Source organism: Streptomyces sp. KL116D (assembly GCF_030766975.1).
GTDB classification, from domain to species: Bacteria; Actinomycetota; Actinomycetes; order Streptomycetales; family Streptomycetaceae; genus Streptomyces; species Streptomyces longispororuber_A.
Window position 1 is genome coordinate 54139 of record NZ_JASERH010000026.1, and the last position, 20453, is coordinate 74591.

General features: G+C 70.2%; 21 protein-coding genes and 1 riboswitch. Of the genes, 11 read left to right on the forward strand and 10 right to left on the reverse strand.

The genetic code is table 11. The annotated features are described in order from the left end of the window. Positions 1 to 114: 114 nt before the first annotated feature. A complete protein-coding gene (hisC, locus tag RBJ77_RS08100; RefSeq protein WP_372344314.1) occupies positions 115 to 1194 on the reverse strand; it encodes a histidinol-phosphate transaminase in 1080 nt (359 codons plus the stop codon). Positions 1195 to 1560: 366 nt separating this feature from the next. Here hisC and RBJ77_RS08105 point away from each other — a divergent pair, with 366 nt between their 5' ends. The 3 genes from RBJ77_RS08105 (at position 1561) to RBJ77_RS08115 (ending at position 5026) form a co-directional block, all read left to right on the forward strand. Further along, on the forward strand, positions 1561 to 2673 hold the full coding sequence (locus RBJ77_RS08105; protein ID WP_255970716.1) for a LacI family DNA-binding transcriptional regulator: 1113 nt from the start codon (positions 1561 to 1563) through the stop codon (positions 2671 to 2673). A gap of 217 nt (positions 2674 to 2890) precedes the next feature. Continuing rightward, entirely contained in the window at positions 2891 to 3985 is a 1095-nt protein-coding gene (locus RBJ77_RS08110; RefSeq protein WP_372344315.1) for a metallophosphoesterase, read from the forward strand. Positions 3986 to 4168: 183 nt separating this feature from the next. Further along, entirely contained in the window at positions 4169 to 5026 is an 858-nt protein-coding gene (locus RBJ77_RS08115) for a hypothetical protein (RefSeq protein ID WP_372344316.1), read from the forward strand. Positions 5027 to 5119: 93 nt separating this feature from the next. Here the strand turns inward: RBJ77_RS08115 and thiC are convergent, their stop codons facing one another. After that, positions 5120 to 6907, reverse strand: a complete 1788-nt coding sequence (gene thiC, locus RBJ77_RS08120; RefSeq protein ID WP_372344317.1) for a phosphomethylpyrimidine synthase ThiC — start codon at positions 6905 to 6907, stop codon at positions 5120 to 5122. After that, positions 6900 to 7067, reverse strand: a riboswitch (TPP riboswitch). (Overlaps the previous gene by 8 nt.) Before the next feature lie 71 nt (positions 7068 to 7138). Here thiC and RBJ77_RS08125 point away from each other — a divergent pair. Further along, positions 7139 to 8470, forward strand: coding sequence for a YibE/F family protein (locus RBJ77_RS08125; RefSeq protein ID WP_372344318.1), 1332 nt, complete (start codon positions 7139 to 7141; stop codon positions 8468 to 8470). Between the two features lie 71 nt (positions 8471 to 8541). Here RBJ77_RS08125 and RBJ77_RS08130 read toward each other — a convergent pair whose 3' ends face one another. From RBJ77_RS08130 to RBJ77_RS08145, 4 genes are all read right to left on the reverse strand, one after another. Continuing rightward, positions 8542 to 9009, reverse strand: coding sequence for an SsgA family sporulation/cell division regulator (locus tag RBJ77_RS08130; protein ID WP_372344319.1), 468 nt, complete (start codon positions 9007 to 9009; stop codon positions 8542 to 8544). A 100-nt stretch (positions 9010 to 9109) separates the two neighbouring features. Further along, the gene (locus RBJ77_RS08135; protein ID WP_372344391.1) at positions 9110 to 9844 is read right to left on the reverse strand and encodes an IclR family transcriptional regulator; all 735 of its coding nucleotides are present in this window, start codon (positions 9842 to 9844) and stop codon (positions 9110 to 9112) included. 226 nt (positions 9845 to 10070) lie between these two features. Next, positions 10071 to 10283: a DUF5326 family protein gene (locus RBJ77_RS08140; RefSeq protein WP_255970702.1), complete on the reverse strand. Its 213-nt coding sequence runs from the start codon at positions 10281 to 10283 to the stop codon at positions 10071 to 10073. A gap of 146 nt (positions 10284 to 10429) precedes the next feature. Next, the gene (locus tag RBJ77_RS08145) at positions 10430 to 10747 is read right to left on the reverse strand and encodes a cupin domain-containing protein (protein ID WP_188337929.1); all 318 of its coding nucleotides are present in this window, start codon (positions 10745 to 10747) and stop codon (positions 10430 to 10432) included. A 59-nt stretch (positions 10748 to 10806) separates the two neighbouring features. Between RBJ77_RS08145 and RBJ77_RS08150 the strand changes: the two genes are divergently transcribed. The 5 genes from RBJ77_RS08150 (at position 10807) to RBJ77_RS08170 (ending at position 14485) form a co-directional block, all read left to right on the forward strand. Next, entirely contained in the window at positions 10807 to 11184 is a 378-nt protein-coding gene (locus RBJ77_RS08150; protein WP_255970698.1) for a phage holin family protein, read from the forward strand. A gap of 22 nt (positions 11185 to 11206) precedes the next feature. Beyond that, complete coding sequence (locus RBJ77_RS08155) at positions 11207 to 11701, forward strand: low molecular weight protein-tyrosine-phosphatase (protein WP_372344320.1); 495 nt, start codon at positions 11207 to 11209, stop codon at positions 11699 to 11701. Next, positions 11698 to 12846, forward strand: coding sequence for a cystathionine gamma-lyase (locus RBJ77_RS08160; RefSeq protein WP_372344321.1), 1149 nt, complete (start codon positions 11698 to 11700; stop codon positions 12844 to 12846). Before RBJ77_RS08155 ends, RBJ77_RS08160 begins: the two co-directional genes overlap by 4 nt. A gap of 191 nt (positions 12847 to 13037) precedes the next feature. Then, positions 13038 to 13943, forward strand: a complete 906-nt coding sequence (locus tag RBJ77_RS08165; protein ID WP_372344322.1) for a LysR family transcriptional regulator — start codon at positions 13038 to 13040, stop codon at positions 13941 to 13943. A 59-nt stretch (positions 13944 to 14002) separates the two neighbouring features. Continuing rightward, positions 14003 to 14485 carry an NUDIX domain-containing protein gene (locus tag RBJ77_RS08170; protein WP_255970689.1) on the forward strand — a complete coding sequence of 161 codons (483 nt, stop codon included), beginning with the start codon at positions 14003 to 14005 and terminating at the stop codon, positions 14483 to 14485. Between the two features lie 73 nt (positions 14486 to 14558). Here the strand turns inward: RBJ77_RS08170 and RBJ77_RS08175 are convergent, their stop codons facing one another. Together RBJ77_RS08175 and RBJ77_RS08180 are read right to left on the reverse strand one after the other, a co-directional pair. Continuing rightward, complete coding sequence (locus RBJ77_RS08175; RefSeq protein WP_372344323.1) at positions 14559 to 16004, reverse strand: globin domain-containing protein; 1446 nt, start codon at positions 16002 to 16004, stop codon at positions 14559 to 14561. 444 nt (positions 16005 to 16448) lie between these two features. Next, positions 16449 to 17087, reverse strand: a complete 639-nt coding sequence (locus RBJ77_RS08180) for an HAD family hydrolase (protein ID WP_372344324.1) — start codon at positions 17085 to 17087, stop codon at positions 16449 to 16451. Positions 17088 to 17163: 76 nt separating this feature from the next. Between RBJ77_RS08180 and RBJ77_RS08185 the strand changes: the two genes are divergently transcribed. Both RBJ77_RS08185 and RBJ77_RS08190 read left to right on the forward strand, forming a co-directional pair. Continuing rightward, positions 17164 to 17700, forward strand: a complete 537-nt coding sequence (locus RBJ77_RS08185; protein WP_372344325.1) for a DUF2269 domain-containing protein — start codon at positions 17164 to 17166, stop codon at positions 17698 to 17700. A gap of 5 nt (positions 17701 to 17705) precedes the next feature. Further along, positions 17706 to 18572: a GNAT family N-acetyltransferase gene (locus RBJ77_RS08190; RefSeq protein WP_372344326.1), complete on the forward strand. Its 867-nt coding sequence runs from the start codon at positions 17706 to 17708 to the stop codon at positions 18570 to 18572. Between the two features lie 86 nt (positions 18573 to 18658). On the opposite strand, the gene RBJ77_RS08195 is transcribed toward RBJ77_RS08190, so the two are convergent. Together RBJ77_RS08195 and RBJ77_RS08200 are read right to left on the reverse strand one after the other, a co-directional pair. Continuing rightward, a complete protein-coding gene (locus RBJ77_RS08195; RefSeq protein WP_372344327.1) occupies positions 18659 to 19078 on the reverse strand; it encodes a heme-binding protein in 420 nt (139 codons plus the stop codon). A gap of 77 nt (positions 19079 to 19155) precedes the next feature. Next, positions 19156 to 20382, reverse strand: coding sequence for an MFS transporter (locus RBJ77_RS08200; protein ID WP_372344328.1), 1227 nt, complete (start codon positions 20380 to 20382; stop codon positions 19156 to 19158). Between the last annotated feature and the right edge of the window lie 71 nt (positions 20383 to 20453).

The following is a 20453-nucleotide window of genomic DNA, read 5'->3' on the forward strand; positions in this document are numbered from 1 at the left end:
GCGAGGAACACCACACGGACCCGGGGCGCCGCCCCGGCACGTGCGAACGGCCGGCCCGCCGGGGTCACCCCCGCCGGACCGGCCGCCACCAGAAGCGATCCGCAGCCTCCTGGCTCAGAGCTCCTTGCGGAACGCCTCCGCCGCCTGCAGGAAGATGTCGTTGGCCTCGGTCTCGCCGATCGTGGCCCGCATCCCCTCGCCCGCGAACGGCCGCACGACCACACCGGCCTGCTCGCACGCCGCCGCGAAGTCCATGGTCTTCTCCCCCAGCCGCAGCCACACGAAGTTGGCCTGCGTCTCGGGCACGGTCCAGCCCTGCGCCCGCAGCGCGTCGACGACCCGGGTGCGCTCGCCGACCAGCGAGCCGACGCGGCCCAGCAGTTCGTCCTCGGCGCGCAGCGAGGCGACCGCCGCGTCCTGCGCGAGCTGGCTCACGCCGAAGGGGACCGCCGTCTTGCGCAGCGCGGCCGCCACGGGCTCGTGGGCGATGGCGAAGCCCACCCGCAGCCCCGCGAGGCCGTACGCCTTCGAGAAGGTCCGCAGCACCGCCACGTTCGGCCGGTCCCGGTAGATCTCCACGCCGTCCGGCACCTCGGCGTCCCGGATGAACTCCCGGTACGCCTCGTCGAGCACGACCAGCACGTCCGAGGGCACCCGGTCGAGGAACCGCTCCAGCTCGGCCCGGCGCACCACGGTGCCGGTGGGGTTGTTGGGGTTGCAGACGAAGATGAGGCGCGTGCGGTCGGTGATGGCCTCGGCCATCGCGTCCAGGTCGTGCACCTCGCCGTCGGTCAGCGGCACCCGCACCGACGTCGCCCCGCTGATCTGCGTGATGATCGGGTACGCCTCGAAGGACCGCCAGGCGTAGATGACCTCGTCGCCCGGGCCGCTGGTCGCCTGGAGCAGCTGCTGCGCGACGCCGACCGAGCCGGTGCCGGTCGCCAGGTGCGAGACCGGCACCCCGAAGCGGTCCGCCAGCTCGTTCATCAGGCCGGTGCAGGCCATGTCGGGGTAGCGGTTGAACGTCCCGGCCGCGGCCATCGCCTGCTCCATCACCCCGGGCAGCGGCGGATAGGGGTTCTCGTTGGAGGACAGTTTGTACGCCACCGGGCCCCCGGCGGCCGCCGGCTTCCCCGGCTTGTAGGTGGGGATCCCCGCCAGCTCCGCACGCAGCTTGGGGTTCGTCTCGCTCACCGCAGTCCTCCTTGTGGCCACCGTTCCAATACTGCTCACCTTAAGAGGATTCGCCGTCCGCCCCAATGGTCCGGTGCCTTCGGCCCGCGAAGGCGTACGGGGAGGGGGGAGCGCTCCCCTCCCTGGCGCGCGCCGGTGGCTCGCGCCGTGGCGCGCATCACCCGTGAAGGTGAGTTGAGACCTAGTCGCAACATCGCGGACTTGGCAGGCTGACGTGTACCGACAAGTGACGTACTACTGTGAAGACCCCCAACTCCCTCTCATTCCAAGGTCATTGACGATCTATCACCTTGCAGAAACGTGCCTGTCAACCCCGGCATATGCGCCCCCGCCATGCAGCCGCATGAGCCCTACTATCGGCTCGCCATGACAGCAGCAGGGAAGCACCAGGTGAGCCGGGCGGAGACCACCCGCAGGGGCACCCGGCCAGGCCGAGCGGGCATCAGAGATGTTGCCGCCGCCGCCGGGGTCTCGATCACGACTGTCTCCGATGCGCTCAACGGCAAGGGCCGGCTCCCGGACGCCACCCGACGCCATGTCCGCGAGGTCGCCGACCGGTTGGGCTATCGCCCCTCCGCGGCCGCCCGCACGCTCCGTACCGGCAAGTCGGGCCTCATCGGCCTGACCGTGACGACCTACGGGGATGAACCTTTCACCTTCACCGAATTCGCGTACTTCGCGGAGATGGCGAGAGCCGCGACCTCGGCCGCACTCGCCCGCGGGTACGCCCTCGTCATCCTGCCCGCCACCTCACGCCACGACGTGTGGTCGAACGTCGCCCTCGACGGCACCGTCGTCATCGACCCCTCCGACCACGACCCGGTCGTCAGCGAGCTGGTCCGCCAGGGCCTGCCCGTCGTCTCGGACGGACGTCCCGCGGGCACCCTGCCCGTGACCGCCTGGGTGGACAACGACCACGAGGCCGCCGTCCTCGGCATCCTCGACCACCTCGCCGAGGCCGGCGCCCGCCGCATCGGCCTCCTCACCGGCACCACCACCGACACGTACACCCACCTCTCCACCTCCGCGTACCTGCGCTGGTGCGAGCGGATCGGGCAGGAACCGGTCTACGAGTCGTACCCCGCGCACGACCCGTGCGCGGGCGCCGTCGCCGCCGACCGGCTGCTCGCCCGGCCCGACCGCCCCGACGCGGTGTACGGCCTGTTCGACCCGAACGGGACGGACCTGCTCGCCGCCGCCCGCCGGTACGGGCTGCGCGTCCCGGACGACCTGCTGCTCGTGTGCTGCAGCGAGTCGAGCGTCTACGCCAACACCGAGCCGCCCATCACCACCCTCTCGCTCAAGCCGCGCCGCATCGGCACGGCCGTCGTACAGCTCCTGATCGACGCCATCGAAGGCGTCGACTCCGACCAGCCGGTCGAGCAGGTGATACCGACGGAACTCATCGTCCGGACGTCGTCGATGAGGCGCCCGCCCCGCACCACGGTCAGCCCGCCCCGCTCCCCGGGGCAGGGCTGACCGCCCGCGGCCGACCCTCCTGCGCCCGGGAACGGTGAGGAAAAGTCCACACCAATTCGGGAGAAAAGCGTGGTGAACAGCCGCCCGTCACCGATTCACCACCCCTGGTGCATCACACAGCGCGAGCCGCATTCCTATGATGGGCGCACGACACCGCGGGCCGCTGCGACCAGGCAGTCCGATCCGGTGCACAGGCGGCGCAATGGTGGAGGGGTCGATGACTCAGGGGGCCGGTCAGGGACCCGCAGCGCGCACGGAGACGCTGCGCGACTTCCGTGTTCCCGCGTACGTCCATGACGTACCGGCGAACGTGGTGCCCACCGAGCCCGAATCCGGCCCCGCCCCGGACGATGCCGAGGCCTTCCCCGACGGCTACACCCCGACCGCGCGCGACCTGCCGGTCATCAACCGCGGGGACACGGTCCAGGTCGAGATCCCGCAGCCGGCGCCCGCACCCGCGCCGCCGGCCGACGGGCACGGCCCGCTGTACGTCGTGGGCGACGTGCACGGTTACATCGACGAGCTGGTCGCGGCGCTGCAGGAGAAGGGCCTGCTCGACGCCGAGGGCAACTGGGCGGCGGGCAACGCGCGCCTGTGGTTCCTCGGCGACTTCACCGATCGCGGTCCCGACGGGATCGGCGTCATCGACCTCGTCATGCGCCTGTCCGCCGAGGCGGCCGCGGCGGGCGGCTACTGCAAGGCGCTCATGGGCAACCACGAGCTGCTGCTGCTCGGCGCCAAGCGGTTCGGCGACACCCCCGTGAACTCCGGCGCGGGCACCGCCACCTTCCAGGCGGCCTGGTTGCTGAACGGCGGCCAGAAGTCCGACATGGACCGCCTCCAGGACGTGCACCTGCAGTGGATGTCCCGGCTCGACGCGATCGAGCTCGAGGACGACCACCTGCTCATGCACTCCGACACCACCGCCTACCTCGACTACGGCGACTCGATCGAGGCGGTCAACGACACGGTCCGCGAGACGCTCACGCGCAACGACGCGGACGAGTGCTGGGACCTGTTCCGCAAGTTCACCAAGCGGTTCGCCTTCCGGGACGAGGAGAGCGGCCCCGGCGCCGTGCAGGAACTGCTCGGCGCGTACGGCGGCTCGCGGGTCGTGCACGGCCACAGCCCGATCCCGTACCTCCTGGGCGAGGTGGGCGCCGAAGCCGGCGCCGACAGCACCGACTCCGCCGACAGCGGGCCCGTCGTCGAGGGACCGCACGTGTACGCGGGCGGCCTCGCCATCGCGATGGACGGCGGCGTGACCATGGCCGGAAAGCTGCTGGTCCAGCAACTCCCCATGGATATCTGAGGGTTGATCGGGCAGGCGCGGTAAACGGAGGCTTCGGCTGGCCAGGGGGCCAATTTCCGGAAACCCCCTGTCACCGTGTGCCGTGACAGCTCTACCATCGGCTTATCCGTAGCAGGCTCCCCTCCGTTTCTGCCCGACGGCTCGTAACCATGCGGGCCACCAAGCCCTACGGAGCATCGGGGGATGCACATGAACAGCGCTCCGCATTTGCTGAACGAGGACCGCCCCGAGTTCGAGCGGATCCTCGATGAGGCGCTGCGTACCGCACCGAACCGGCCTGATCTCGCCGCAGTGGGCCAGCGGCTCAACCCCGAACAGCTGCGCACCATGGCGTTGAACGCCGCCGCACTGATCAGCACGGCGGCCGCCACCGAGTACCAGCATTTCGTCAAGGTCCGCGAGGAACTGCGCACCTCGCCGCGGCCCGTCCGTCCGCTACGCGAAGGAGGCACCGCCACCGAGTCCGGAAACACCACCATCGGTCTGGTCGCGGAGACCACGGGACCCGGCGTCGCCGCGGTCGCCGTCGTGCTCGCCCCGGTTCTCGCCGGGACCGCAGCCGCGATCTTCCTGCTGGTCGGCTACATCCTGAAGATGCTCAACCCGGCACCCGACTTCGCCGACACGCTCCTCGCGGCCGGCTGGATATTCGGCGCCCTCACCGCGGCGGGCATCCTCGTCGCGGCCGTCTGCCTGCTGCTGACGGCCCTGCGCAACGGGGCGACGTCACTCCAGGCGGGCGCGCACGGGGAGTCGAGCGAGGAGGTGGCGCGGGCCCGGGAAGCCTGGGGCAAAGCGCTTCTGGAGCGTGGCATCCTGCCGTTCCTGCGGGAGGCCCTCGCGGACCCCCCGACGGGCGGCGGCGCTTCGCTCGGCGGCAGCCGCGGCGGCTCCACCAGCCGCATGCCCCAACTCGGCTACAACCGGCCGGGGTTCTCCAGCCCGGACGGCGGCGGCACCGCCACCGGGCAGCGCGCCGGCTACTCCAGCCCGGACTTCTCCAGTCCGGACTTCGGCGGCCCCGAGCACCAGCCGGACTGACCTCCGGCGGGGCACGGGGCCGTGACATCGGCTCGGGGCGAACTGCGCGGGCCCCGAGCCCTCAGTCATGCCGTTGTGCTTTCGTCGCCGTGCTCAGTCGGCGATCGGCAGATAGACGCGGTTGCCCGCGTCGGCGAACTCCTTCGACTTCTGTTCCATGCCCGCCTCGACCTCCGCCTGCGTGGTGCCGTGCGCGCGGCGGATGTCCTGCGAGATCTTCATCGAGCAGAACTTCGGACCGCACATCGAGCAGAAGTGCGCGGTCTTCGCGGGCTCGGCCGGCAGCGTCTCGTCGTGGAACTCCCGTGCCGTGTCCGGGTCGAGGGCCAGATTGAACTGGTCCTCCCAGCGGAACTCGAAGCGGGCGTCGGAGAGCGCGTCGTCCCAGTCCTGCGCACCGGGGTGGCCCTTGGCGAGGTCCGCCGCGTGCGCCGCGATCTTGTACGTGATGACACCGGTCTTCACGTCGTCGCGGTTGGGCAGACCCAGGTGCTCCTTGGGCGTGACGTAGCAGAGCATCGCCGTGCCCCACCAGGCGATCATCGCGGCACCGATCCCGGAGGTGATGTGGTCGTACGCCGGGGCGACGTCGGTGGTCAGCGGGCCGAGCGTGTAGAACGGCGCCTCCTCGCAGATCTCCTGCTGGAGGTCGATGTTCTCCTTGATCTTGTGCATGGGCACGTGGCCCGGGCCCTCGATCATCGTCTGCACGTTGTGCCGCTTGGCGATGGAGTTGAGCTCGCCGAGCGTGCGCAGCTCCGCGAACTGGGCCTCGTCGTTGGCGTCCGCGATGGAGCCGGGACGCAGGCCGTCGCCGAGGGAGTACGTGACGTCGTACGCGGCGAGGATCTCGCAGAGCTCCTCGAAGTTCTCGTAGAGGAAGCTCTCCTTGTGGTGCGCGAGGCACCAGGCGGCCATGATCGAGCCGCCGCGCGAGACGATGCCGGTCTTGCGGTTGGCGGTCAGCGGGACGTACGGGAGGCGGACGCCGGCGTGGACCGTCATGTAGTCCACGCCCTGCTCGGCCTGCTCGATGACCGTGTCCTTGTAGATCTCCCAGGTCAGCTCCTCGGCCTTGCCGTCGACCTTTTCGAGGGCCTGGTAGAGCGGCACGGTGCCGATCGGCACGGGGGAGTTGCGCAGTACCCACTCGCGGGTGGTGTGGATGTTGCGGCCGGTGGAGAGGTCCATGACGGTGTCGGCGCCCCAGCGGGTCGCCCACGTCATCTTCTCCACCTCCTCCTCGATGGACGAGGTGACCGCGGAGTTGCCGATGTTGGCGTTGACCTTCACCAGGAACCGCTTGCCGATGATCATCGGCTCGATCTCCGGGTGGTTCACGTTGGCGGGCAGCACCGCGCGGCCGGCCGCGATCTCGTCGCGCACGACCTCGGGCTCGACGTTCTCCCGGATGGCCACGTACTCCATCTCCGGGGTGATCTCGCCCCGGCGTGCGTAGGCGAGTTGGGTCACGGCCTGCCCGTCCCGGCCGCGGCGCGGCTGGCGCGGACGGCCGGGGAAGACCGCGTCGAGGTTGCGCAGACCGCCGCGCGGCGACGTGTGCTTGATGCCGTCGTCCTCGGGCCGGACGGGGCGTCCCGCGTACTCCTCGGTGTCGCCGCGGCCGATGATCCAGTTCTCCCGCAGCGGCGCGAGGCCCCTGCGGACATCGGTGTCGACGGTCGGATCGGTGTACGGGCCGGAGGTGTCGTACAGCGTGACCGACTGCCCGTTGGTGAGATGCACCTGACGGACCGGCACATGGAGGTCGGGGCGTGAACCCTCGATGTACCCCTTGTGCCAGCCGATGGACTTCCCGGCCTCGTCAGCAGAGCTCTCGCCCTGGGTGGAGGCAGGCGTGCGTGCGTCCGTTGTGGTCATGAGACCTACTCCCTACGCCGGCATTACCCGGTAACAGGTTCGGCGGTCGACGCAGCGAAGTCCGTCCCAGGATGTTCCACGTCGTTTCACGTGAAACACGCTTCGGTACGAAGGTCAGCGCCCTCTCAGCCCGGTGCTCCGAGCTCCCGCGTGTGCAAAGGTGCCTCCACGCTAGCGTCATGTCGGACGCGTTGAACAGAGGGCCCCTGCCGTTCTTGCGATGATCGGGCGGTGACCACGACGCAGCAGCCCCCTCCTCCGCCGTCCCATCCTCCCCATGGGCACTCCCACAGCCACGGACCGGCGGCGCCCGTCTCGCAGCATCTGCGCAAGGTCATCGCCGCGATCCTGATCCCCTTCTCCGTCGCGGTCGTCGTGGGGCTCGCGGTGCTGTGGCCGGGCGGCGCACCGGCGCACGAACGCACCGGAGTCGGCTTCGACCGCCAGACGCAGCAGGCCACGGTCACGAAGGTCGAGAAGGTCGACTGCAAGTCCGTGCACGCCTCGGGAGGCAACCAGGCCGGCGACCCCACCACGGCCGAGGGCTCGGCCGGCACGGACCAGCCCAGCGGCACCTGCGAGAACGCGACGATCCGCATCGACACCGGCAAGGACAAGGGCCGTACGTTCACGGAGATCGTGCAGCCGGACTCACCACGGCAGTTGCACGAGGGCCAGAAGGTGATCGTCGCCTATGCACCCGACGCCCCGGAGAACCTGCAGTACTCCGTCACCGATGTGAACCGCAAGATTCCCATGGCGCTGCTGGCCGGGATCTTCGCCCTGGCCGTGGTCGTGGTGGGCCGGCTGAGGGGCCTCATGGCGCTGGTCGCGCTCGCGGTCAGCTTCCTCGTCCTGACGTTCTTCATCCTGCCCGCGATCCTCCAGGGGTCGAATCCTCTGGTGGTGGCGGTCGTCGGAGCGAGCGCCATCATGCTGATCGCGCTCTACATGTGCCACGGCCTGTCGGCCAGAACCTCCGTCGCGGTGCTCGGCACGCTCGTATCGCTGTTGCTGATCGGCCTGTTGGGCTCGTTGTTCATCGGCTGGGCCGCGCTGACGGGCAACACCGACGACAGTACCGGCCTGATCCACGGTCTGTACCCCGACATCGACATGAGCGGTCTGCTGCTCGCGGGCGTCATCATCGGCTCCCTCGGGGTGCTCGACGACGTGACGGTCACGCAGACGTCGGCGGTGTGGGAGCTGCACGAGGCCAACCCGACGATGGGCTGGCGCGGTCTGTACCGGGCGGGCATCAGGATCGGCCGCGACCACATCGCGTCCGTCGTCAACACCCTGGTGCTCGCGTACGCGGGCGCGGCGCTGCCGCTGCTGCTGCTCTTCTCGATCGCGCAGAGCGGCGTGCTCGACGTGGCCAACAGCGAGCTGGTGGCCGAGGAGATCGTGCGCACGCTGGTCGGCTCGATCGGCCTGGTGGCCTCCGTGCCGGTGACGACCGCGTTGGCCGCCCTGGTGGTCTCCGCCGACCGCCCGGGGTCCCACGGGCCCGTACAGGCCGCTCCGGTGCGTACGGGCAGAGGCCGACGGCGTAAGCGCTGAGTGCGCGGAACTGCTCGGGTGCACCGCGCTGCTGAAGCGTTACGCCTCTTGTCGTACCGTCCGACGGCGGGTCAGCCCGCGCTCTGCTCCTCGGCCAGGATCCGGTCCAGTGCCTGGTCGAGATCGGCCTCGAAGTCCGCGAGGGCCTGCTCCTGACCCAGCGGGACCAGCTTGTCCGTACGGTCGAGGAAGGCGATGATCGGGGCCACTCCGGCCCGGAACAGCGCCTGATCGTTTCCGACCTGGAGCCGGATGTGCACCTCGCCCGGCATCTCACCGGTGCCGCCACCCCCCGCGAGCTCCACGGGAGAGACTCGTACGTCGCCGTCGCCTGCCGCCCCGTTGACCCCGTCCACGAGGAGCTCCCGGCCGAACGCCCAGGTCACGGGCGCGTCTCCGGGAAGATGGAAGGTCAGCCGCACGGCGTACGGATCGGTGGACTCGTACCGGAGCTCCACCGGAATGCGGAAGGAGAGTTCCTCGGAGACGAGGAAGCTCATCATGACCTCTGCCTGAACTGCTTGTACCGACTCGCGCATCGCCTACCCCGTCAACTTGCCGTCGATTGGCCAGGAATGACCTTCCTGACACTGCTGGCATCTTGCTCAACGTACACGGAGGATCACAAGGAGTGAGTTTTCAGATGCTGATAGAGAAGGCGAGTGTCCCTACGAGCTTCCCGATCTCCTGCTGCAACTGACGTGCGGCGGGAAGCAGTTTCTCGGCCTGGTGGGTGGGGAGCGAAATGGCCAAGGTCGCCGCGGTCGACCCGATCGTGAGCGGGAAGGCGGCGCAGGCCGTGCCGAGTGCGTACTCCTGCCGCTCGATGATGGGCTCCATCCGTCCCACGGATCTCAGCTTGCGCAGGAGTGAGCGATCGTCACGCACCGTGTAGGGCGTGATGGACCGGGAGGGATAGCGCTCGAGATGGGCCAGCCGGGCCTCCTCGTCGAGCTGGGAGAGCAGGCACTGGCCGATGGCGTGCGCATGGCCGGTCTCGCGGAAGTCGGCCCATTCCTCGACGGCCGGATTGGCCGGAGTGTCGGCGACCGCCACGATCTCGATCTCGCCGTCGCGGTAGACCGCGAAGTAGATCGGGACGCCGATGGTGTCGCGCCAGTGCCGCAGCGCGTCGGTGATCATGCCGCGACGTTTCTGCTGCGCTCCGCCACTGCTCAACCGCTCGGTTGCGTCGCCGAACACGAAGACGCCGTTCTCCTTGCGGAGGTATCCCTCGTGGGCGAGCGTGCGCAGTAGGTGGTACGCCGTGGGGAGGGCGAGCCCGGCCTCCCGGGCGAGCTGCTTGGCGGGGGCCCCGTCGACGTGCGACGCGACCGCCTCGAGGAGCCGCATCGCTCGCTGGACCGAGCCGATGAGCGTCTGGGGGCTGGCGGGTGCGGGATCAGCCGTGGCCAAGGTTCACTCCCGATGCGCATGGGGTCCCCCGCATACCCGGGGCTCACGGGGGTGAAGCCGTCGGATTCCGGACTTTAACCCTTGGCCACCGCTTTGTGCGGGCCCGGAAGGGAAACTTCCCCCGGTCGTGCGAACCTTCGCACGACGCGGCGACCAGAGCCCGCACGTGTGTTCACCCCGCCGCTCACCAGTCGCTGCGCGAGGACGATCCCGTCATGAACTTCCGTACGACATAGATGAGCCCGCCCACGAGTGCGGCGAACACCAGGATCTTGAAGAGCAGGCCGATCACGAAGCCGACGACGCTGGCGATCAGCCCGCCGAACACGACCAGAGCGATGACCGGCACCGCGACCCACTTCACCCACCACGGCATGCCCGCGAATATCTCCCGCACTGCCATCGCTCCTTCGTTGACGAGAGTCCCGGTCGGGACTCTTCTGACGTCCTGCACTCGATGCTGGCACGCGGCGGACCCGAATGGGGCCCGCCGATCCCTTGTCCTCCCCTGACCCGACCCTTAGGGAACCCCGGGGTCCGGTGTCAGCCCTCGGGCGGGGAGAAGACGACCATGACCCTCAGATCCTCGCTGATGTGGTGGAACTTGTGGGCGACACCGGCCGGCACGTACACCACGCTGCCGCGGCCGACCTGGGTGGTCTCCATGCCGACCGTGATCGACGCACGGCCGCTCACCACGAGATAGACCTCGTCCTGCTGGTGCGGCTGCTGCGGATCGTGCTCCCCCGCGTTCAGCGCGTAGAGGCCGACCGACATGTTCCGCTCGCGCAGGAACTGCAGATACGCACCGTCGTTGGCGGCCCGCTCCGCCTCAAGCTCGTCCAGCCGGAATGCCTTCATCGCCGCTCGCCCGCCCCTGTCCACGTTCAACATCCGTCACGTCTGCCACGATCAGACACATGAAGAATTTCGTAGTCAAGACGATCGCCAACGCGGGGGCCCTGGCCGTCGCGGTCTGGGTGCTCGACAAGATCACGCTGACCGGCGACAGCACGGGCAAGAAGATCGGCACGCTGATCCTGGTCGCGCTGATCTTCGGCCTGGTCAACTTCATCGTGAAGCCGATCGTGAAGGTCCTCACCTTCCCGCTCTTCATCCTCACGCTGGGTCTGATCACGCTGATCGTGAACGCCCTGATGCTGCTGCTGACCTCGTGGCTGGCCGACAAGCTGGACCTGAGCTTCCACGTCGACGGCTTCTGGACCGCGGTGCTCGGCGGCCTGATCATCTCGATCGTCTCGTGGGCGCTGAACGTCGTCCTGCCCGACGAGGACTGAGACCGGGACGGGAGCCCCTCCGATGACCTTCCGCGTCTGCTTCGTCTGCACCGGCAACATCTGCCGTTCGCCCATGGCCGAGCACGTCTTCCGGGCCCGCGTCGAGGAGGCCGGTCTCTCCGGCCTCGTCGAGGTCGACAGCGCGGGCACGGACGGCTGGCACGAGGGCGACGGCGCCGACCCGCGCACCGTCCACGTCCTCGACGAGGGCGGATACACCTCCGACCACACGGCCCGCCAGTTCCGTCGCGACTGGTTCTCCCGCCTCGATCTGGTCATCGCCCTCGACGCCGGCCACCAGCGGACGCTGCGCCGGATGGCGGCGCTGCCCGAGGACGCGGACAAGATCCGTCTGCTGCGCTCCTACGACCCCGCTGCCGCCGACGGCGACCTGGACGTGCCCGACCCGTACTACGGCGACACGGAGGGCTTCGAGGAGTGTCTGCGGATGGTCGAGGCGGCGAGCGGTGGGCTGCTCGACGCCGTGCGCGCGGCGGTGGAAGGGCGGGCCGCATGACGGACGCGTCGCCCAAGCGGGCGGGGGACGGCACACGGGCGGTCCGGGCGGGTCTGCCCGAGCCGGTCAGGAACGAGCCGACCCTGCCCGGGCCGGTGTTCGCCGCACACTTCCATCTGCCCGGCGATGTGGCAGGGCCCTACACGTACGGGCGCGACGAGAACCCGACGTGGACCCATCTCGAGCGTGCCATCGGCGAGTTGGAGGCGCCGGGGCGGTCCGGCGTGCAGACGCTGGCCTTCGCCTCCGGCATGGCGGCGATCTCCGCGGTCCTCTTCTCGCAGCTGCGCGCGGGCGACGCGGTGGTGCTGCCGTCCGACGGCTACCAGGTCTTCCCGCTCGTCCGCGACCAGCTCACCGCGTACGGCATCGAGGTGCGCACGGCGCCGACCGGGGGCGACGCCCAGCTCGACGTCCTCGACGGGGCGCGGCTGCTGTGGATCGAGTCGCCGTCCAATCCCGGGCTCGACGTGTGCGACATCCGCCGGCTCACGGAGGCCGCCCACGCGCGGGGAGCGCTGGTCGCCGTCGACAACACCCTCGCGACACCGCTCGGGCAGCGCCCGCTGGAGCTCGGCGCCGACTTCTCGGTGGCCAGCGGCACCAAGCAGCTCACCGGGCACGGGGACATCCTGCTCGGCTACGTCAGCTGCGCGGACGCCGGGGCGATGACCGCGGTGCGGCGCTGGCGCAAGATCGTCGGGGCGATCCCCGGGCCGATGGAGGCCTGGCTCGCCCACCGCTCGCTGGCCACGCTGGCGCTGCGGGCCGACCGGCAGGACGCCAATGCCCTGGCGGTGGCCGAGGCCGCCCTGCGCGGGCGCGTCACGGGCCTGCGCTACCCGGGGCTTCCCGACGATCCGGCGCACGCCGTCGCCGCGCGTCAGATGCGGCGCTTCGGCTGCGTCGTCTCCTTCGAACTGCCGTCGCAGGAGCGTGCCGAACGATTCCTCGAAGCCCTCTCGCTGGTGGACGACGCGACGAGTTTCGGTGGCGTCCGGTCGACCGCCGAGCGGCGCGAACGCTGGGGCGGGGACGCGGTCTCGGCCGGCTTCATCCGCTTCTCGGCCGGCGCCGAGGACCCCGAGGACCTGGTGGCGGACGTCCTGCGGGCGCTGGATGAGTCGATCTCATCCAGTGTCTAGTACCGGGCTACGGAGAACGGACGGTCCGAGCCTCCCCCCTCGTGGCTCGGACCGTCCCGGTTCTGCGCGCGAAGAACCGCGCAAACAAGGCTAGTTGACTCTGTGTCAGTGTCCAATCACGGTAGCGACAGAGACCTATCGACATATTTATAGTTGGGCCCGACCCGGAACCGGGAGGGAGGGGCGTCGCCATGGATATCGCCCTGCTGCGCACCTTCGTGACGGTGCATCGGGCCGGTTCGTTCACGCGTGCCGCCGCCCTGCTCGGTCTGTCGCAGCCGGCCGTGACGTCCCAGATCCGCACACTGGAGCGGCAGTTGGGCCGCCCGCTGTTTCTGCGCCAGGCGCGCGGCGTGACCCCCACGACCATCGGCGACGAGCTGGCACACAAGGCCGCCCCGCATCTCGACGCCCTCGTGGAGATCACCGAGGTCGGCCTCGACGAGGAATCGGCCGTCCGCACCCTGCACCTCTCGGGCCCCCCGGAGTTCACCGCGGAACGCGCCCTGCCCGCGCTCACGGCACTGACCCGCTACGACGGCCAGAGCATCGCCCTGCGCGCGTCGTTCGGCACGGCGGAGGAGTCGCTGGAGGGCCTCGCCGCCGGACATCATGATCTCGCCATCGCCACGGCCCGTCCGAGGGGCGTCCTGCTCACGGCGACTCCGCTCTGCGACGAGGAGCACGTCCTGGTCGCCGCTCCGCGCTGGGCCGCCCGCATCGGCTCGGGGAAGCTGCACCGCGACGCGGCGCCCTCGCTGGAGAAGTTCCCGGTGGTCGAGGTCCATGAGTCGCTGCCGCTGGTGGCCCGGTACTGGACCGCGGTCTTCGACTCCCGGCCCGCGGTCTCGGGCACGGTCGTCGTGCCGGATCTACGCGCGGTGCTGTCCTGTGTGATCGCGGGGGCGGGGCTGGCCGTACTGCCGCGCTATCTGTGCGCTGCGGCCCTGGACCGCGGGGAGATCGTGGCCCTGCTCGACCCGCCCGTGCCTCCGCTGCGCACGTACTTCTTGGTCGTACGCACCGGCACACTCTCCCTGCCGCACATCGCGCGGGCGCACGAGTGGCTGCTGCGCGCTGCTGTCGACTGGTCATGAGGGGGAGCGTCGTCGGTGCGGAATGTTTCACGTGGAACCAGCCGGGCCACATTTCTCCCATGACCGTCCGACCCGTGGTCAAGCGCACCGCACGCGCCGTCCTGCTCGACGGCGACGACCTGATCCTGATCAAGCGGACCAAGCCCGGCATCGATCCGTACTGGCTGACGCCCGGTGGCGGCGTCGAGCCGGAGGACACGACCGTCGTGGACGCCCTCCACCGTGAAGTGCACGAAGAACTGGGCGCCAAGATCGTCGATGTGGTGCCCTGCTTCGTGGACACCGTCGAGCACATCGGTGAGGACGGTGGCGCGACCGGCGTGAAGGTCCAGCACTTCTTCGTCTGCCGTCTGGAGTCGATGGACCTCGACCAGCGGCACGGCCCCGAGATCGACGAGCCGTGCGGCGAGTACGAGATCGTACGGGTGCCGTTCACCCGCGTCGGCATCGCCTCGGTCCATCTGGTGCCGCTGTCGCTGCGGCACTATCTGGACGGCAACATCGAGGGCGTGCGGGCGATGCACGCACCCGATCTGGGCTGAGCCCTCCCCGCCCGGACGTCGTGCGGCGCGCAGGCGATGCGCGTACGCGATGCGCGCCCGGTTCGTGCGCGGATCAGCCGCCGGCCCCGACGAGTTCCTCCACCGAGTCGTGCCGGATGCGGTTGCCGGGGATGCCGACGGCCCGTAGCGCGTCGACCCCGCTGCGGATCATTCCGGGCGGCCCCGAGAGATAGGCGTCGTACTCGTTCCAGGGGCCGTACTCCCGTACCGCGTCCGGCAGATGGAGATGGGCCCGCTGGTCGATGACCGGCCGGACCGAGAGCCAGGGGTGGCTCTGCTGGAGTCTCAGCATCGTGTCGATGTCGTACAGGTCGTGATCGGTGCGGGCGCCGTAGAACACCTCGACCGGGCGCCGCTCGCCGTGCTCGGCGACGTCCTCGACGAGTGCCTTGATGGGGGCGATGCCGGTGCCGCCGCCCAGGCAGAGGAGGCCGCTGTCGCTGTTGTGGTCCACCGTCATGGAGCCGGCGGGCGGGCCGAGTCGCAGGACGTCTCCGGGGCGCGCGCGGTGCACCAGGGCGTTGGAGACCCAGCCCGCGGAGACCGCCTTCACGTGGAACGAGAGCAGCCCGTCGGACCGGGCCGCCGACGCGAACGAGTAGTGGCGCCAGATCCGCGGCCACCACGGCGTCTCCAGCGTCGTGTACTGCCCGGCGAGAAAGGGATAGGGCTGGTCGGGCCGGACGGTGACGACAGCGATGTCAGGGGTGCGCAGATCGTGCGAGACGACCTCGGCCATCCACCAGGCGGGGGCCGTCAGCTCGTCCACGGCCGCCGCGTCGATCATCACCTGCGAGATCGTCGTGTACGTGCGGACCCAGGCGGCCTCGGTCTCCGCGTCCCACGTGGTCGTGGCGTACCGGGTGAGCGCCGCGATGAGGCACTCGCCGACGGCCGGGTAGTGCTCGGCCTGGGTGCCGTACTTGCGGTGGCCGCGCCCGAGGTTCTTCAGGTACGCGACCAGCACGTCCTCGTTGTCGATGTGCTCGGCCGCGGTCAGCAGCGCCCGCAGGAGCCGGTCGCGCTGGGTGTCCATCGCGGCGGGGAAGAGCTGGCGCAGCTCGGGGTGGCGCACGAAGAGCAGCGCGTAGAAGTACGAGGTGACCTTGTCGGCGACGGGGCCGACTTCCTCCATGGTGCGGCGAACCAGGATCGCGTCCGGGGAACCGGTCGGCCGGGGAGGCCGGGGCGGGCGGGGGGCGGCCACGGGGCCGGTGGCGAGGGCGGGGTACTGGGTCCAGGCGCGCCCTGATGCGGCGGGTGGCTCCTCGTAGGAGCGGGGCTGCGGTATTCGGCCCTCTTCCCGGGCGTCCGCTGCGGGGACCGGTGCCGGTGCGGGGCGGCCGACAGGGCGTATGGGAGTGACCCGGCGGCCGTCCGCACCCTCATGACCTGCACCGCTGGTGGTCGGATCCGGGGCCGACGTGGTGCGCGGCATGAACCAGCCGCCCCCTTCGTCCGAACCGGAATCGGCCGACGTAGTGGTCGGAGCGTCCATCCTCAGCCTCGCCTCGAACATCTTTCGGTCGGTCTCTGTACTTCCGCGCGCTTTTCCTGCTCGCGCGTGATCGGAAGCTGGTATTCCCCCGTGTGCTGTCTCCTGCTCCCACTCACTTCGGACGGCCAATGCGGCCACATTGAACCCGTATCCCGGATTGCTACGGACAAGTAAGGCAAGAGTGTGACATTGCCCGCAGTCCCCTCACCGCAGCATGCCACCCGGTGCCATTGCACAGAACGCAAAGCGGAAAGTGCGGGTCTTCGATCTCCCCGTCCGGCTAGGCTGCGTCGGGCTGCGTGCGGTCCACGGACTTCCCCGTTGTCTTCGCACGATCCCGGACACGAACCGGAGTCGACCATACCGGCAGCCAGGAGGGGCACAAGCCCCTGCCGCCTTAACCAGCGATTAAGCGGCCGTCCCCCTTCTCCGAAATTCGCTCAATTACCGGTCGCGCCGCACCAATTCGTAGGCTTCCCGCAGATCACGCCCCACATAGGAGTGGGTGGCAAGTCCCGCTACATGCCGATCCGCATTGACCGCGACCGATATGGGCACGACGCCGAAGAGCTCCACGTCGGACAGCGAGTCTCCGTACGCGACGCAGTCCTCTCTGGCCACCCCGAACTCTTCACAGAGCCGGTCCGCGATCTTCACCTTGGCCGCGGCGCTGAGCACTCCGGCCGGGTCGACGGGCTCGGCGAACGGCACGGCGGGGAAGCGTGATCCGTACGCCGCGTGCGCGCCCCACGCCGTGAGCCGCTCGACGAAGAAGGACGGGGAGAGGGAGACGACCGCGCAGTAGTCACCGCGGTCACGGATCTCCGCCCACGTCTCCCGGATCCCACCGAGCCAGGGCGCTCCCTCGAACGCGGTCGTGACGTGATCCGCCGTCAGGCGCGCCCACAGGGCGTGGATGCGGTGCGCGTACTCCGGCGGGCCGATGCGCTGCGCTCCGATCTCGGCGTCCAGCGCGACGGTCTCGGCCTCCAGGCCCAGCTGCCGCGATATCTGCACGGGGGCCGTGGTGCCGGGCAGCAACGTCCCGTCCATGTCGAAGAGATGCAGTCTCGGTCGGGTCATGTACGCCGAGGCTAGTACCCGGGGTTACTCCCGCCGTCAGACGCCCGCGGACGCCGTTCCCGGCACCGTGTTTCACGTGAAACTTCAGCGCCGCCCTCGACGGGCACTCCTCGTTGTCCACGTCGCCGCCTCGGCCTCCTGGCTCGGCGTCTCGCTCGGGCTGCTCGCGCTGGCCGTCACGGCGACGGCCACCGGGGCCGGACCCGCCGTGGAGGCGTCGGCCCGCTCCATGAAGCTCTTCGCGGACTGGCTGGTGCTTCCACTCGCCCTGCTGACCCTGCTGAGCGGTCTGGTGCTCTCACTGGGCACGCGGTGGGGTCTCGCTCGGCACCGATGGGTCTACGTCAAGTTCTGGCTGACGCTCGCGACGACGGCGGCATCGATCTTCGCGTTGCGGCCGGGCGTCAACGACGCCGTGGCGACGCTGGCGGACGGCGGCCGGTTGACCCGCCCCACCGATCTGCTGGCGGGCCCGATCGTCTCGCTGACCTCGTACGCCTTCATGACCGCGATCTCGGTGCTCAAGCCGTGGGGACTGACCCGACGTGGCCGAAAGCACCGGGTCACTGCACGCAAAGCGGTGGACGCCACGGGGCCGAGTCCGACAGCCTGACCTGCGTGTCGACACCTTCCCTCTCCGACCTTCCCATCCGCCGTCTCACCCGACGCGACGTCCTCGCGTGCGCGGACCTCTCCGAGGACCGGGGCTGGCCCCGCGAGGAGCACAAGTGGGGCCTCCTGCTCGCCGCCGGTACCGGCTACGGCATCGACGACCCCGACGGCGGGCTCGTCGGCTGCTGCGTGGTGACCGAGTACGGGCCACGGGAGCGGCCGGAACTCGCCGCGATCGGCATGGTGCTGGTCGCCGAACGGCATGCCCGCAAGGGCGTCGGACGGCGTCTGATGCACGCGGTCGTCGAGCGGGCGGGCACGACTCCGCTGACGCTGCACGCGACGCCGTACGGGCGGCCGCTCTACGAGGAGCTGGGCTTCAAGGTGACCGGCAGGGCCGAGATGGTGCGGGGCCGCTTCACACCGGGCGGCCCCCTCCCGGACGTCACCACGCGGCCGGCCACGGCGGAGGACCTCACGGCGATCCTCCGTCTGGACGCCGAGGTGTTCGGTCCCGACCGCACGCACATCATCACGCGGCTGCCCGCCTTCGCGGACCAGCTGCGGGTGGCCGAGGACGGCGGCCAACTCATCGGCTACGCGGCCGCCTGGCCCAACATGGACACCCATGTCGTCGGACCACTGGTGGCCCGCGACACCGAGACGGCCAAGGCCCTCGTCGCCTCGCTCGCGGCGCACACGGACCGGCCGCTGCGCACCGACATCGACGTACGCCATGAAGAGCTGCTCACCTGGATCAAGGAGCGCGGCCTGGAAGGCATCGCCATGAACGCGGTGATGAACCACGGCGCACCGGACCTGCCCGGCGACTGGACCCGCCGCTTCGCCCCGCTGACAGTCGCGGCCGGCTGACCGCCGACCCGCTCCCCACGACGACTCCGCCCCCGAGCGCCGCTGAACTGCGGCCGCTCGGGGGCGGAGTCGTGGGTGCCGGTGCCTCAGACGAGCGCGTCGAGGGCCTCGCCGGCGAAGCCGTGGTCCTGCTCGGGGGCGCCGCCGCCGACACCGATGGCACCGATCAGGCGCCCCTCGCGGTGGATCGGGAGACCACCGGCGATGAACAGCAGCGGCCGGTCGAGGGCGGTCGGCAGGCTGTGGAAGGGCCCGTCGGGCTTCACCAGGTCGACGAGGTCGGCGGTCGGGGCGTTGAGCTGAAGGGCGGTGTACGCCTTGCGGGTGCTGGTCTCGCCCGAGATGAGGACCGCGCGGTCGTCACGGCGGAAGGCGAGGAGGTGGCCGCCCGCGTCGAGGACGGTGACGCTGACGGTGACCCCGGCCGCCTCGGCGGCCCTGCGAGCGGCGGAGACGAGCGTCTCGGCGTCCTGGGTGGTCAGCGGGGCGGCGACGGTGGTGCTCATGAGGGGTGCTCCTTGCGGGGTGGTGCTGGTCGTTCCGGTGAGGCGGGGACGTCGTCGGCCCCGGGGGTGGGGTTCGGTCAGTAGCGGACCGGTTCGGCGTGCTGCCGTCCAGCCGCTCCAGCGGCTCCCGCAGCTCCGGCCGCGACGAGGCTCGGGGCGGGCGAGCGGCGCTCCAGGGCGGCCGACAGGACGGCCAGGACGAGGGCTCCCGCGGCGAGCGCGGCGCCGACCCAGTTCGGGGCGGTGTAGCCGAGGCCCGCGGCGATCACCATGCCGCCGAGCCAGGCGGAGAGGGCGTTGCCGAGGTTGAAGGCGCCGATGTTGACGGCCGAGGCGAGCGTCGGGGCGCCGGACGCCTGGTCCAGGACGCGCTTCTGCAGCGGCGGCACGGTGGCGAAGCCGAGCGCACCGATCAGGGCGATGGTGATCGCGGCCAGGACCTTGTCGTGCGCGGTGACCGTGAACAGGGCCAGCACGATCGCCAGGGCGCCCAGCGAGACGTACAGCATGGGCATCAGGGCCCGGTCGGCGAACTTGCCGCCGACGAGGTTGCCGCCGACCATGCCGAGCCCGAAGAGGACGAGCAGCCAGGTGACCGAGCCGTCCGCGTAGCCGGCGATGTGGGTCATCATCGGTGCGATGTAGGTGATGGCCGCGAAGACGCCGCCGAAGCCGAGCACCGTCATCGCCATGGCGAGCAGGACCTGCACGTTCTTGAAGGCGGCCAGTTCGTGGCGCAGCTGCACGCCCTCGGGCTTGGGCAGGTCGGGCACGAGCTTCGCGATGCCGGCGAGGCCGAGGACGCCGAGCGCGGCGACGACCGTGAAGGTGACGCGCCAGCCCGCGGACTGGCCGATCAGGGTGCCGAGGGGGACACCGACGACGTTGGCCACGGTCAGGCCCGTGAACATCATGGCGATCGCACCGGCCTTCTTCTCCGGGGCGACCAGCTCCGCCGCGACGACCGAACCGATGCCGAAGAAGGCGCCGTGGGCGAGCGAGGCGACCACCCGGCCGATCAGCATGACGGCGAAGACCGGGGCAACGGCGGAGAGCAGGTTGCCGACGATGAAGAGGCCCATCAGCAGCATCAGCATCCGCTTGCGCGAGATGCGGGTGCCCAGGACCGTCATCAGCGGTGCGCCGATCATGACGCCGAGGGCGTAGCCGGTGACCAGGAATCCGGCCGTGGGGATGGAGACGCCGAAGTCACCCGCGACCTCTGGGAGGAGTCCCATGATCACGAATTCCGTGGTTCCGATCCCGAAGGCCCCGATCGCGAGGGCGAGAAGCGCGAGAGGCATGGGGGTCCACCTTCCCAGGTTGTTGCGGGTGCGCTTTACGAGACCTCACAATAATTGCAGACGCTGGCTAA